This is a genomic window from Streptomyces sp. NPDC085931 (assembly GCF_044540565.1).
In the GTDB taxonomy this organism is placed as follows: domain Bacteria; phylum Actinomycetota; class Actinomycetes; order Streptomycetales; family Streptomycetaceae; genus Streptomyces.
The window spans coordinates 544,985-558,358 of the sequence record NZ_JBITSK010000003.1 but is presented as its reverse complement, the minus strand read 5'-3'; the positions used below and the strand labels follow the sequence as shown (position 1 = coordinate 558,358).

The 13,374-nt window shown below is 74.4% G+C and carries 12 protein-coding genes and 2 pseudogenes; 4 read left to right on the top strand and 10 right to left on the bottom strand.

Translation table 11 applies throughout. The features are described 5' to 3' along the window. The first annotated feature begins 165 nt into the window (after positions 1-165). The 3 genes from ACIGAN_RS08465 (at position 166) to ACIGAN_RS08455 (ending at position 2,482) form a co-directional block, all read left to right on the top strand. Entirely contained in the window at positions 166-1,032 is an 867-nt protein-coding gene (locus ACIGAN_RS08465; protein ID WP_399856109.1) for an ANTAR domain-containing protein, read from the top strand. A gap of 150 nt (positions 1,033-1,182) precedes the next feature. Beyond that, complete coding sequence (locus tag ACIGAN_RS08460; protein WP_399856106.1) at positions 1,183-2,019, top strand: DUF1206 domain-containing protein; 837 nt, start codon at positions 1,183-1,185, stop codon at positions 2,017-2,019. Between the two features lie 28 nt (positions 2,020-2,047). After that, positions 2,048-2,482 carry a hypothetical protein gene (locus ACIGAN_RS08455; protein WP_365094241.1) on the top strand — a complete coding sequence of 145 codons (435 nt, stop codon included), beginning with the start codon at positions 2,048-2,050 and terminating at the stop codon, positions 2,480-2,482. A 30-nt stretch (positions 2,483-2,512) separates the two neighbouring features. On the opposite strand, the gene ACIGAN_RS08450 is transcribed toward ACIGAN_RS08455, so the two are convergent. The 9 genes and pseudogenes from ACIGAN_RS08450 to ACIGAN_RS08410 form a co-directional block, all read right to left on the bottom strand. Beyond that, entirely contained in the window at positions 2,513-4,753 is a 2,241-nt protein-coding gene (locus ACIGAN_RS08450) for an FUSC family protein (RefSeq protein WP_399856103.1), read from the bottom strand. Between the two features lie 88 nt (positions 4,754-4,841). Then, positions 4,842-6,212 carry an NAD(P)/FAD-dependent oxidoreductase gene (locus ACIGAN_RS08445; RefSeq protein WP_365741724.1) on the bottom strand — a complete coding sequence of 457 codons (1,371 nt, stop codon included), beginning with the start codon at positions 6,210-6,212 and terminating at the stop codon, positions 4,842-4,844. Between the two features lie 216 nt (positions 6,213-6,428). Further along, positions 6,429-8,153 (bottom strand): PP2C family protein-serine/threonine phosphatase, encoded by a 1,725-nt coding sequence (locus tag ACIGAN_RS08440; protein ID WP_399856100.1) that lies wholly within the window; start codon positions 8,151-8,153, stop codon positions 6,429-6,431. Continuing rightward, positions 8,150-8,875, bottom strand: a pseudogene (locus tag ACIGAN_RS08435) (PP2C family protein-serine/threonine phosphatase); the annotation flags it as partial. The pseudogene ACIGAN_RS08435 and the gene ACIGAN_RS08440, both read right to left, overlap by 4 nt. A 441-nt stretch (positions 8,876-9,316) precedes the next feature. Continuing rightward, positions 9,317-9,655: pseudogene (locus tag ACIGAN_RS08430) on the bottom strand (ATP-binding protein); the annotation flags it as partial. Next, the gene (locus ACIGAN_RS08425) at positions 9,655-10,095 is read right to left on the bottom strand and encodes an anti-sigma regulatory factor (protein WP_365094292.1); all 441 of its coding nucleotides are present in this window, start codon (positions 10,093-10,095) and stop codon (positions 9,655-9,657) included. The gene ACIGAN_RS08425 and the pseudogene ACIGAN_RS08430, both read right to left, overlap by 1 nt. Continuing rightward, complete coding sequence (locus tag ACIGAN_RS08420) at positions 10,095-10,514, bottom strand: STAS domain-containing protein (protein WP_399856096.1); 420 nt, start codon at positions 10,512-10,514, stop codon at positions 10,095-10,097. Before ACIGAN_RS08420 ends, ACIGAN_RS08425 begins: the two co-directional genes overlap by 1 nt. Further along, entirely contained in the window at positions 10,511-11,398 is an 888-nt protein-coding gene (locus ACIGAN_RS08415) for an STAS domain-containing protein (RefSeq protein ID WP_365741719.1), read from the bottom strand. Before ACIGAN_RS08415 ends, ACIGAN_RS08420 begins: the two co-directional genes overlap by 4 nt. A 261-nt stretch (positions 11,399-11,659) precedes the next feature. After that, positions 11,660-12,055 (bottom strand): STAS domain-containing protein, encoded by a 396-nt coding sequence (locus ACIGAN_RS08410; RefSeq protein ID WP_365094258.1) that lies wholly within the window; start codon positions 12,053-12,055, stop codon positions 11,660-11,662. Between the two features lie 340 nt (positions 12,056-12,395). Here ACIGAN_RS08410 and ACIGAN_RS08405 point away from each other — a divergent pair, with 340 nt between their 5' ends. After that, positions 12,396-12,767 carry a PRC-barrel domain containing protein gene (locus tag ACIGAN_RS08405; RefSeq protein ID WP_399856093.1) on the top strand — a complete coding sequence of 124 codons (372 nt, stop codon included), beginning with the start codon at positions 12,396-12,398 and terminating at the stop codon, positions 12,765-12,767. Between the two features lie 66 nt (positions 12,768-12,833). Here the strand turns inward: ACIGAN_RS08405 and ACIGAN_RS08400 are convergent, their stop codons facing one another. Then, complete coding sequence (locus tag ACIGAN_RS08400) at positions 12,834-13,268, bottom strand: ATP-binding protein (RefSeq protein WP_351367353.1); 435 nt, start codon at positions 13,266-13,268, stop codon at positions 12,834-12,836. Between the last annotated feature and the right edge of the window lie 106 nt (positions 13,269-13,374).

Sequence of the window (13,374 nt, the reverse complement as noted above, 5' to 3'; positions counted from 1 at the left end):
CCCCGCGCCCCCGGGGGCGGGGGGGGGCCCCCCCACCCGCACCGCCCCGCGCCCCCCGGGGGCGGGGTGGGGGGGGGCGCGCCCGGGGGGGGCGGGGGGGGGGGGGCCCCCCCCGCCCCGGACCCTCGCGTCCCCCCACACGCACGGAAGACACAAGGGAGCCCCATGTCCACGGCGGGGCGGCCGGCGGCCGCAGGCGACGACGATGACGACGAACTGGAGCGGCTGCGCGCCGAAGTGCGCCACCTGCGCGCCCGGGCGCGCGTGCGCCCCCTGATATCCCAGGCCCAGGGCATGCTGCAGGAGCGGTACGCGCTCGCCGACGGGGAGAGCGCCTTCGCGCTGATGCAACAGGCCTCCCAGCGCTACAACGTCAAACTGCGCACGCTGGCCGACGTCCTGGTCACCGCACCGCGCCCCGGCGACGGCGAGCCGCTGTGGTTCCCGCGCCGCGTCCGCCTGCCCCCGCCCGACCTGACCTTCACCACCGTCCCCGCGTCCGGGGCCCCCAGCCGCAGCGCCGTGCTGCGGGCCGTCCTGAACCACACGCTCACGGTGACGGACACCGGCATGGGCAACGTGCAGCTGCCCGACCGGGCCCGCGGCGGGCTGCGCATCGAGGAGCACACCGGGCTCACGCCGGACTTCGTCGACTTCTTCGCCCACGTCGGGGAGGACGGCACCTCCTGCGCACGGGCCGCCCGGGACGTCGCCCAGATCACCGTGCGGGACGTGGAGAGCGACCCGGTGTTCACCGGCCCGGCCCGGCGCGCCATCCTCGCGGCGGGCAGCAGGGCCTGCCACAGCGTCCCGCTGACGACCCCGTCCGGGCTGTGCGTCGGCATGGTCTCGGCCCACATGGACCGGCCCCTGCGCGGCCTGACGACGGCCCAGACCAAGGCCCTCGACGCCATGGGCGCCCAGGCGGGCCGCTGGCTGGCCTGGCACGACCGGACGGTGGTCCTGGACGCCCTGGAGCATCTGCACGCCCTCGGCCGGGCCCGCCGGGGCGCTCGGCTGCGCCGCTCCTGAGCGCGGAGCACGAGGGGCCCCCGCGCCGCCGGCCGCCGGGGCACGAGACACGGGCCGCAGGGCACGTGCGCACAACCGGAATCCCCTGGTCCAGGGGTGCTCCGGGTGTGCGACCGCCGACCCGGGGAATCCGCAGTCCGGGAGGTCGACATGAACACGAGTGCGATGGCACGGAGCGGTCGTTTCCGGGCCCGGCGGGCGGCGCGGGGCTCGGTGACCGAGGGGGCGGCCCGGGCCGGCTTCACCGCCCGGGGCGTGATCTATCTGCTCGTCGGGGCCCTGGCCCTGCAGATCGCCTTCGGCGGCACCGGCCGGCAGGCCGACCGCGGGGGAGCACTGCAGGAACTGGCGCACCAGCCCTTCGGCGCGGTGCTGCTGTGGGCCCTGGGCGTCGGGCTCGTCGGCATGGCCCTGTGGCGGCTGTCCGAGGTGGTCTTCGGCTCGGTCGGCAAGGACGGCCGCAGCCCGCGCAAGCGCCTCATGGCGGCGGCCCGCTGCGCCTTCTACGTCTTCGTCGCCTACTCGGTGCTGTCGTTCGCGGCCAGCCGCCACCAGAGCGGCGGCTCCAGCGACCAGCAGTCCCGCGACGCCACCGCCCGGGTCCTGGAGATCCCCGCCGGGCAGTGGCTGGTCGGCGCCGCCGGGCTCGCGATCGTCGGGGCCGGCGGCTGGATCGCCGTACGGGCGGTCCTGCGCAAGTACCACAACAAGCTCCGGCTCGGGGAGATGAGCCCGCGCACCCGGCGGCTGGTCGACGTCACCGGCATGGCCGGAGGCGCGGCCCGCGGACTGGTCTTCGCCGTCGCCGGTGTCTTCGCCGTGCGCGCCGCGATCGACTACGAACCCGACCGTGCCAAGGGCCTGGACGACACCCTGCGCAGCTTCGCCGAGACCCCGCTCGGCCCCTGGCTGCTGGCCTGCGTGGCGGCCGGACTCGTCCTGTTCGGAGTGTTCTCCTTCGCCATGGCCCGGTGGCGGCGCGTCTGAGCCGCCGCTGACGGGGAACACGGGACGGATGAGCGATCCCGAGATTCCGCATGGCGACGGCCGGCCCGTGGACATGTACCTGGACCTCCTGCGCATCCGGATGGAGACGGAGGACTACCGCCTCCTGATGCGCGTGGTGGAACCGGTCCTCGAGGCCATCGACGAGGAACGCCTGTCCAGCCTCGACTTCGCGCTCGACTCCGATGCCAACGCACACCTGCCGCAGGAGGTCCGTGACGAGGTCGCCCTCGTCATCGCCACGGCCGTCACGGGCCGCCTGGACAACGAGGTGATCGAACTCGATGTCGACGAGACCGGCCCGGTCCGGATCGTCACCGACGCGACCACCGCGTCCGACCCCGTCCGGCTCGGCGAGATAGCCGACTACATCAAGGAACGGCACCGGCAGACCGAGGAACTGCGGGGCATCGCCGAGGTGAGCGGACTGCCCACCGACTTCTGACCGGCCGCCCCGCCGGCCGCGGACGCCGCGTCAGCCCCGGGGCGTCGCCACCGGCACGCCCAGCGGCCGGGCGAGACCGACCACGGCCTCGTCCAGCCGCTCCAGGTGCCGCAGCACGCGATCGGTGACGCGGCCGTAGCGCGGTGTGCCGTCGGAACCCAGCAGGGAGGCGATGCTGGGGCCGGTCTCCACCCGCGCCTCGGCGTGCTCGTCGGCGACCCGGGCCGCGATGGCCTGGATGTTGCCCACGGTGCGCGCGGCCGCCCCGCGCAGCCGCGGATCGGCCGCGATCGACGGATGCGTGGGCAGCAGCTCGGCCGTGGCCGCCAGCGTCCGCGCGTGGTACGCGCACGTCTCCAGCAGCGCCACCACGTACCGGGCCGTGTCCCGCCGGGCCCGCAGCGGCGTGACCGGATGCGTCAGCGGCTGGGTGGCGGCCCGCAGATCGGCCAGCGCCTGGTCCAGGTCGCGCGCCTTGTCCAGCAGGTCGTCGGCGGGCCCGCCGCTGAGCTGGCCCACCGCGGCCTCGGCGACGCCGGCCAGCCGCTCCAGCACGGTTTCGAGCAGCTCGTTCGTCCGCCGGTCCGTCCGCACGGGCAGCACCAGCGCCGCCGCGACGACCCCGCAGACGGCGCCGATCGCCGTCTCCTCGATCCGCAGCACCAGCACGTCCAGGCTGTAGGTGTGCAGCAGCGTGTAGAGCAGCCCCAGCATCGCCGTGACGAAGAACGACATCAGCGTGTACGACAGCGGCGCCACGTAGAACATCGCGAAGATCAGCACCAGGACGAGCGCGAACGCCGTCACCGTGTGCTGCCCGACCAGCCCCGCCAGCACGATGCCGGCCACCACGCCGAAGACCGTGCCCAGCAGCCGCCGGTAGCCCTTGACCAGGATCTCGCCCGTCGAGGAGGTGTTGATGAAGACGATCCAGCACGTCAGCACCGCCCAGTACCAGCGCTGCGTGGACAGCAGCTCCCCGCCCGCGATGGCCAGGGAGGAACCGACCGCGACCTGCACGGCCGCGCGCGTGGTGGGGCGCCGCAGGCCGGTCCGCTCGTCCGGCGCCGGTTCCTCGGCGCTCCCGTCGAGCGCGGCCTCCTCGGCGTCCAGCTCCTCGCGGGAGCGGGACGTGGCGGGGGAGTCGTCCGACTCGTCCTGCGGGCCGTCCAGGGCGATCCGCAGCCCCAGCACCGCGCGGGCGGCCTCACCGATGCCCCGGAAGACGTCCTGGACGGCGGCGGAGGCGGGCGGCAGGTTCTCCTCGTCCCGGTAGCCGAGGAGACGGTTGCGCACATGCGCCAGCGCGGTGCCCGAGTCACCCTCGCCGGCCCGCAGCACCAGCGTGTGCAGCGCCCGCAGATCGCGCCGCAGCGTCGCGGTGGACTCGTCGGGCACGGCCGGCACCGCCACCGACGGGGCGGGCGCACCCGGCAGGTGCAGGGTGAGCGTGTCCGCCCGTTCGGCGCTGCGGGCCGACAGCAGCAGCAGGCCGAGCCGCTCGGCGGCGATCTCGGCGTCCGCGATGCGGCGCTGCACCAGCCGCGCCGCCGACTCGTCCCGGGTCCCCTCCTCCAGCCGCCCCTGGATCATCATCGCGGTCTCGTGCAGCCGCGCCGTGCCCTCGCGCACGGCCTCCAGCGCCTTGTCCATGTCGTCCTCGCCCGCGTCGAGGAGATCGAGCTGCGCGGAGACCAGCTGGGCCAGCCGGGCCCGGAAGGCCAGCCGCAGCCGCACCAGGATGCCCGCGGGCGTCGCCGGCACCACCGCGAAGCGCAGCACGGCACTGGAGCCGAAGGCCAGGGCGATCGCGCCGTACAGCGCGGGCAGCGCGGAGACGGTGGCACCGACGAACAGGGACAGGAAGTAGACCTGGAAGGCGATCAGCCCGAGCGCGGTGCCCCGCTCGCCGAACCGGCGGCCGTAGACCGCGCAGAAGATCAGCACGACGAAGAACGCGTCACCGACGACGCGGCGCTCGCCGAGCACCGCGCTCAGGCTGACGGAGGCCAGCGCCACCGGCAGTCCCAGGGCCAGCGTCACGGCCTGGGCGCCCGGTTGCTTCTCCCGGATGGCGAAGGTGGCGACCATGGCCGCCATGGCCCCCGCCACCAGGTGGGGGACGCCCGTGCCGAGCAGGGAGAGCACGGCCAGGGTGAGGGCGATCGCACCGACCGTCCGCAGCCCTGCCGTCAGCCGCAGCAGCCCCGGGTCGGACGCCGCGATCCGGTCCCGCAGCCGTGTCCGCACCGAGTGTCCCGCTGCCCTCACGCCGCCGCACTCTCTCCCGACTCACCCACCAAGATCCGCACCTCAGCATGTCATGCCGGGCGCGCCGGGCCCCGCCCGGGCCGGGGCGCTACTCCTGCCGTCCGGTGCCCTCCACGTGCGCCCGCACCTGGTCCGGCGTCAGATAGGCGTCGGTGTACTCGAAGTCCTTCAGCCGCGCCGGCTTGCGCGCCTGGAACCCGGTCCGCACGAAGTCGTCACCGGCGACCGCGTTGAGCAGCCAGTTCGTCATCACCCGCGTCTTGGCGACGTTGGTGCGCAGCGCCGACCAGTGGTAGCCGCGCGCGACGGCCTGCGCGGGCAGGCCGCGCAGCTCCACGCCCAGCGGCTTGGACACCGCGTCCGTACCGCCGAGGTCGACGACCAGCCCCAGGTCCTTGTGCACGTACGGCGTCATCGACTGCCCCCGCAGCGACGCGATGACGTTGTCGGCGACATGCCTGCCCTGGCGCAGCGCGTGCTGCGCGGTGGGCGGGCACATGGCCCCGTCGCCCTTGGCCAGGTCGGGCACGGCGGCCGAGTCGCCGAGCGCGAACACCCCGTCGCTGCCCGGCAGGTTCATCTCGGGGGCCACCGCGAGACGGCCCTTGACCGTCTCGGCGCCGAGCGTGGCGATCAGCGGGCTCGCGACGACACCGGCGGTCCAGATGAGCGTGCGGGTCGGGATCACCCGCCCGTCGGTGAAGGTGACCTCCTCGGGACCGGCCTTCGCGATGGAGGTGCCCAGGGAGATCTCGATGCCGCGCCGCTGCAGGATCTCCTGCGCGCTGCGGCCGAGCTTCTCGCCCAGCTCCGGCATGAGCTTCGGCGCGATGTCGATCAGGTGCCACTTGATCAGGCCCGGGTCCAGCCGCGGGTAGCGCTTGACGGCGGCGTGCGTCAGACGCTGCAGGCAGGCCGCGGTCTCGGTGCCCGCGTAGCCGCCGCCGACCACCACGAACTGCAGCCGTGAGGCCCGCTCCTGGGGGTCCTGGCTCGCGTCGGCCAGGTCCAGCTGGGAGATGACGTGGTCCCGGATGTACGCGGCCTCGGCGAGCGTCTTCATCCCGAACGCGTGGTCCGTCAGGCCCGGGATGTCGAAGGTGCGGGTGATGCTGCCGGGTGCCAGCACGATGTAGTCGTACGGCTCGTCGACGATCTCGTCGGTGATGGTGCGGATGACGCAGACCTTCGCCTTCAGGTCGACGCCGATGGCGCCGCCCGGGATGATCCGCGTGCGGTACTTCTTGCTGCGGCGCAGGGAGACGGCGATCGACTGCGGCGTCAGCACGCCGGAGGCGACCTGGGGGAGCAGCGGAAGATACAGCTGGTAGGCGAACGGCGTCACCAGGGTGACGTCGGCCTCGTCCGGGGAGAGTTTCCGTTCCAGACGGCGGACGCACTCCACGCCGGCGAAGCCTGCGCCAACCACCAGGATCCTGGGTCGTGTCACGGTGTTCATCCCTTTCTGCGGCTCCAGGCGGTCTGCCTCGAACGCCTTTCGCCTGCCCCTGGATCGCCCGTTCGCACCCTTTCGATCCCACCGCGTGTCCGGCCGGTGCGCCAGCCGGACGTGGCAGGCAGACGAACGCGCCGATCACCACCATGCCCGCCCGGTGGCCGAAAAGCACCGGGCGGGAGTGAAGAACGCGTGCGCACCGCCCCGGCGGCCGGCCGTTCAGGACGCGGCGTCGCTCCGGACGTGACACAGCAGCAGGCACACGTCGTCGTCGCGCTCGGAGTCGCTCAGCAGCGGGTGCAGGATCCGGTCCGCCGAGCCCTCCAGATCGGCGTCCAGCTCCGCCGAGTCGAAGCGGCCCAGCGCCGCGGCCAGCCGCTCGATCCCCGGGTCTATGCCCTGCGCGCGCCGCTCCACCAGCCCGTCCGTGTACAGCGCGAGCGTGGAGCCCGGCGACAGCTGCACCGTGTGGTCGTCGATCTCCTGGGTGAGGGGGATGCCGAGCATCGCACCGGGCTTGGCGTCCAGGGTGCGCACCGTGCCGTCGGCCAGGCGCAGCACCGGCGGCGGATGGCCCGCGGCGGCCCAGGTCAGCGTGGGCTCGTCGGGGTGGAACCGGGCGATGACGGCCGTGGCGTACAGGTCGGGCTGGAGGTGGTGCAGGAACCGGTGCAACCGGGTCAGCAGCCGGCCCGGGCTGTCGCCGTCGACCGCGTACGCCCGCAGCGCGGTGCGCAACTGGCTCATCATGACCGCCGCGTGCAGACCGTGCCCGGTCACGTCGCCGATGACGGTGATGAGCCCGCCGTCGCGCTGCGGGAACGCGTCGTACCAGTCGCCGCCGATGTTCAGCCCGTGCGTGGCCGGCAGGTACCGGGCGGCCAGGCTGAGCCCGGGCGTGGCCGGAAGGTCCGTGAGCAGGGCCCGCTGCAGCGTCTCGGCGATGTCGCGGTTGTGCTCGAAGCGGCGGGCGTTGTCGATGGCGATGCTGGCCCGCCGGGTGAGCTCGATCAGCATCACCGCGTCGTCCGGGTTCCAGCGCGCGCCGGGCGGCGACAGCGTCAGCACGCCCAGCGGAGCCCGCCGCGTCGGCAGCGGCACGCACAGCAGCGGCGTGGCGGGGTCCAGCGCCGACGCCGGCTGGTCGTCGACGCCGGGCAGGTTGCCCGGGTGGTCGGCCGCGTACTGGGGCCGGCCGGTCCGCGCGGCCAGCACGGCGGCGGCCGGATGCGGCGTGGACCGGTGCTTGTCGTCCTCGTCGAACAGCCAGACGTCGACGCTGCTCGCGTACTCGGGCACCAGCAGCTCCGGCAGCCGGCGCACGATCTCCTCGTGGTTCAGCGAGGCCGTCAGCACGGCGCTCGCGTCCGCGAGGAACGTCAGCCTGCGGCGGGCGCTCTCCGCCTCGTTGCGGGCGCTGCGCTCGGCGGCGAAGGCCTCGCGCTGGGCCCGGCCGGCCGCGTCCAGCTCGGCGTGCAGGGCCAGCACGCCCTGGTTGGTCTGGTGCAGCTCCTCCCGGTGGAAGGCGACCAGGTCCTCCTGCTCGGTGAGCTTGTCCAGGACCACGGCGGTGTCCTCGTCGGCGCCGAGCAGCGCCTCGGCGAGCGCCGCGGGGTCCTCGGCGACCGTGCCGGCCTCCGCCGCGCCGGCCGCCTCGGGGCAGGGGACCGTGACCTCCCACGGCGGCTCCCCGGCGGCACAGGCCTCCGGTGACGGGGCCACCACGGCGTGCAGCAGCCCCTCCTCGCCGGGCGAGCCGGCCAGGCGCAGGGTGAGCTGCCAGGTGCCGCCCTTGGTGAGGCACTGCCTCAAGTGGGCGCTGAGGTCGGCGGCGAGCCGGGTCCGTTCGAGGGTGGGCACACCGTGGGCGGCGGCCAGGCGCGCGAGGGCGATCCGGGCGCGCGCCGCGTCGGTGACGGTGGTGATCTGCCAAGTGCGCATCATGGGCGTTCCGGCGGGGTGGGAGTCAGCACGGCCACGGCGGTGTCGTCCCGCACCGGCCGGGCGGGACTGCTCGCGTCGCGTATCGTCACGGCGGCCGTCACGGCCGGGTCGGCCGCGGGCGCGCCGGCCTCGTCGGACGGCGGCGCCCAGCGGCTGGGCAGGCCGTCGGTGTGCAGGATGAGCAGCCGGTCGGCCGCCCAGCCGGCCTCCTCCTCGCGGAGGGTGGTGGGCCGGTGGACGCCGACGATGCCGGGCCGCGACAGCAGGGGCCGCCAGGTGCCGTCGGCGCGCAGCCGCGCCCCCACGTTCCCTATGCCGGCGAAGGTCAGCCGCCCGGCCCGCAGGTCGAGCTGGGCGACGGCGACGGCCGCGCCGCGGGTGCCCCGCAGCGCGTCGTGGAGGCGCCGCAGCGCCTCGGCGGGGGAGAGATGGGCCCACCGGTGCAGGGCCGTGACCGCGGCGGACGAGGCCCGCGCGGCCTCCGGGCCGTGTCCGAGCCCGTCCGCCAGCATCAGGGTGACCCGCTCCCCGGCCCGTACGCAGGTCCAGGCGTCACCCGAGTACTCGGCTCCGCCGTAGGGGATGTTCACACCGCCGGCCCGCACCCCGGGGAGCGGCCCGGGGCGTTTGCGTGCCGGCCCGTCCCGCACCACGCGGTCGTCCTCCGCCGCACCCGGAAGGTCCCGCGGACGTCCCACGGCACCGCTGCCGGTGCCTGCGCCGGGCGTGTCCCGCCGGTCCTGGCCGCCGAGGGGACCGCCGGGCGTGGCGACGGCCTCGGGGGAGCGGTCCGGCGTCGTACGGATCCCGGACGCCGCGGTGCAGCCGTCCGCCGCATCGCGCGCACGAGACGTCCGCGGGGCGGAGGCGTCCGGCCCGGCCGGGAGGACGGCAGCCGGGTGCCCCGTCGGGCCGCCGCATGCCACGGCCGCCAGGGAGGCCGGGGCGGGAGGCGGGGCGCCGTCCGGCGCGGAGCCGTCGGAGGTGGCCGGGTCGCCGGGTCCCGTCCACGGGTCCCCGTCCCGTGAGGTCCGGCCGGCCCGGGCGGAGGCCGTCGAAGCGGCGGGCACGCCTCCGCCGGGCGTGGAGGCGACGCGTGCGACCGCGACCGTGCCGCGGCCGGGCGTGCTGTGCAGGCCGAAGTCGTCCGCCAGGCGCACGCACGTGCCGAGGCCCGCGCCGAGCGAGCGGGCCGTGGAGAAACCGTCGCGCACGGCCGAGGGCACGTCGTGGATGCCCGGGCCGTGGTCGATCGCGGCGATCTGCACGACGCGGGACTCCCCACCGCCGTCCCGCTGCACCGGCGCGTCCACGATGTCGACGAGCACCTGCCCGCCCTCCGCGTGCTTGAGAAGGTTCGTGGCGAGTTCGGTCGCCACCAGCGCGGCCGCCGCCGTTCGGCGCTCGTCCAGCCCGGCCAGCGCCGCCGCCTGCTCCGCGGCGACCCGCGCGTCGCGCACGCGGGTCCAGTCGCGCACCGGGATGTCCCACACGCGCGGCATCAGGCCTCCTCGCGGGGCCGCGGCGGCTGGGCCACCCAGCACGTCACCCGCACCGTCGTGCCGGAGCCCGGCGTGGTGTCGATGTCGAAGTCGTGCACCAGCCGCCGGGCACCGCTCAGGCCCATGCCCAGCCCGCCGCCGGAGGTGTAGCCGTCGCTGAGCGCCAGGTCGAGGTCGGCGATGCCCGGACCCTCGTCGACGAAGGACAGCCGCAGCCCCTGCGCGGCTCCGGAGACGACCCGGGTCGCCTCCATCCGCCCGCCCCCGCCGTGCACGAGGGTGTTGCGGGCCAGCTCGCTGGCGGCGGTGACCAGCTTGGTCTGCTCCACCAGACCGAAGCCGAGCTGGGCAGCGGCCTGCCGAACGTGCTGTCGCACCCACACCAGGTCCATGTCGGACCGGATGGGCAGGCAGGCCTCGACGCCCGCGGCGGTGTGCATCACGGACTCTCCTGACGCGGGCCGCCGGCCCGGGCCGCCGGCGAGTGCTGCGAGAGCAGCTCCATGCCCGCCTCCGTGCTGAGCGCCGTGCTCAGACCCGGCAGCGTCAGGCCCAGCTCCACCAGGGTGATGGCGACCGCCGGGCGCATGCCCGCCACCACCGTCCGCGCGGCCAGCAGCTTGGCCTGCGCCGCGATCTCGGCCAGCACCCGGCCCAGGAAGGAGTCGACGATCTCCACGCCGGAGATGTCGATGAGGACTCCGCGGACCCCGGTGCGGGAGATGGTCTCGGCGAGGTCCTGCTGGAGCTGCTGCGCCGTGCTGTCGTGCAGATCGCCCTGGAGCGTGACCAGCAGCACGTCGCCGAGCCGGAGCACCGGCACGTGGCCCGGGACGGGACGGGGGTAGGCGTCGCTCACCGGTGACCCGTGCCCGGGTTGACGATGTCCGCGCCGAGCTGGTGCAGCGCGTACCCGAGCGCGTCCGACAGGCTCGCGCGGGTGAGGACGTCGAGGTCCAGCCCGAGGTGGACCATGGTCTGGGCGATGGCCGGCCGGATACCGGAGACGATGCACTCGGCGCCCATCAGCCGCGCCGCCGCCACCGTCTTCATCAGGTGCTGCGCCACCAGCGAGTCGACCGTCGGCACACCGGTGATGTCGAGGATCGCGAACCGGGCGTGCTGGTCGACGACGGCGTTCAGCAGCGTCTCCATCACCACCTGGCTGCGGGCGCTGTCGAGCGTGCCGATCAGCGGCACGGCCACGATGCCGTCCCACAGCCGGATGACCGGTGTGGCCACCTCCAGCAGCTGCATCCGCTGCCGGTCGCTGAGGGCCTGCCACTCGCTGAGCGCCGTCTGCATCGCCACCAGCCGCAGGGTGCCCATCAGCACCGTCAGCGCGGTCGAACACGCCCGCAGGTGCTCGGGCGGAGCCTGCTCCAGGTCGGCGGCCAGCAGGTTCTCCACGGGCGGCCGCAGGGCGGCCAGCTCGGTGGAGACCTGGGTGTTGGACAGCCCGGCGCGGGAACGGGCCGCGCCCATGCGGGCCAGCTGCTCGCGGACCCCGCTGAAGCCCGCGGCGTCCGGGTCCTCCACCTGGTCCGCATCGGCCACCCGGGCCAGCGCGTCGACGACGGCCTTGCCCGCCTCCACCGCCTCGTCGCGCGAGACGGTGAACACGGTGCGGAACAGGGGCTCGTCCGCCCACCGCTGGGCGATCTGCTCACGCCGTCGGTGCAGGAAGTCCCGCACCTCGTGCGTCGGCGTGGCGAGCTGTCCGTCCGCTTCGTGCTCCGGCACCTGGTTCTCTCCTCATCCGCGTTGCGTCGACCGAGCCCGCTTCTGGCAACGAGAACGGCGATGTGACACTTGCCGGGCGACAACTCTAACCATGCGCCGACCTCGTAGGACACCGGATCCGGCGCAAGCGATCCGGTTCCGGCGACGGTGGTCGCGCGCCGCCGGGGGAGGGCGGGCGAGGGGGGTGAACCACCGTGCGGGCAGGGCGGAGCGGGGCCCCGGCCGGTCCTCACCGGCGCCGGGCCCGGCACCGCCCGGGGCTCAGGCGCCTTCCGGCTCCTCGGGGATCACCGGCCCCGCGTCGACGCGGGCCAGGGCCTCCTCCACGCTCTCCGATATCGGCACCGTGATGCTCACACCGGTGAGATCGAGGATGCGCCGCACGGCGGGCGTCGGGCTGATCACATGCACGCTGCCGGCGTCGCCCCGGGTCTCCTGGTACACGCGCAGGATGATGTTCATCCCCGACGAGTCCATGAACGGGACGGACGACAGGTCGAGCAGGAAGTGACGTCGGCCGTGGTGGAGTTGGTTGGCCAGATGGGCCTGGAACTCGGTCGCGGTGTCGACGTCCAGGTAGCCGTCGACCGTGATCAGGGCCACGTCCTCCCGGGGCAGTTCGACTTCCACGGACAGCGGGTTCTGGGCGAGGGGCACGGGTACCTCCAACAAGTGCTACGGCCTGGGCTGGTCACCTCTGGGGATGACCGCGGTGCGGGGGGACGCCGGTCGCGTCGCGGGCTCGACTGCCGTCTGCCATGTGCCTCCCTTCGCTGCCGGGCTCCGATCTCACCGCGCCCCCGCGATTACCCCGGAAACCGCCCTCCATTCCCCCCGATCCGAATCCGCCCCCGATCGGCGTTCCCGCACGCTGGTACACGGGTACGCCGAATGCGTGTGCGGCAGAGGGGTAATTGCTGCTGTGGAGCAGCGCGGACGGCGATCCGTCCGCCGGGTCGAGAGCGATCCGCACACCGTCAGGGAGGGATGGAGCAGCGTGACCATCGAGAGAATCTGGTCGTACGCGCCGGACAGCGGTCACGTCGAGGGGCAGGACCTGACCGGTTTCGCCGTCGCCGCGGCCGACGGCACCATCGGGCACGTGGACCGGGAGGCCGATCCGCACGGTCTGCGGCACCTGGTCGTGGACACCGGCGTGTGGGTGTTCGGCCGCAGCGTCCTGGTGCCGGCGGGGGTCGTCACCGGCATCGATACCGAGGCCCGGAAGGTCACACTGGCCTGCACGAGGGCGGACGCCAAGGCGGCCCCCCGCTTCCAGACCGACAGCGAGACGCGGGACCAGGGGTATCTGCGGGCCGTGGGGGACTACTACGACAGGCTGCCCCCGCGCGAGGCCACCTCGGTCTGAGGCGGGCGCGGGCGCCAAAGCGCCCGCGCCCGCCTCAGACCCGGGAGAAGAGGGAAGGGAAAGGGGTCACCAGGGCAGGAAGACGTGTACGTCCTTGCCCTGGTCGTCGGTCACCACGCTCACCTGGTCGCACAGCGTGTGGATCAGGTGCCAGCCGATGCCGCCGCCCCCGCTGCGCGGATCGAAGGGGCGGGGGGCGGGTTCGGTGGTGCTGGTGTCGTGCAGGACCACGTGCACGCCGTCGAAGGTGCGGCGCATCCGCAGTGCGAAGGGCCCCGGTGCGTACTGGACCGCGTTGGCGGCCAGCTCCGTGACCACCAGCAGGATGTCGTCCCAGTACTCGGGGGCGGAGGGCGGAGAGGAGCGTGCCAGGTCACGCAGGAACTCCTCCGCGGCCAGCCGCGCACCCGTCACGTCATGCGGCTCACCCACGAAGCTGTTCGTGCGGCTCGGGATCTCCTCGGAGGTCAGGGCGTCGTCCCCACGCGGCTCGGTTGACATATCGCCTTTCCGGCCCGGGCGTCAGCGGCGGCTGTCGTCAGGGCTGTCGTCCTTTCTCTTGCGTCGCACTGTTGCGTGTTCCCGAGGGGGCGAGGCCTACGCGTCC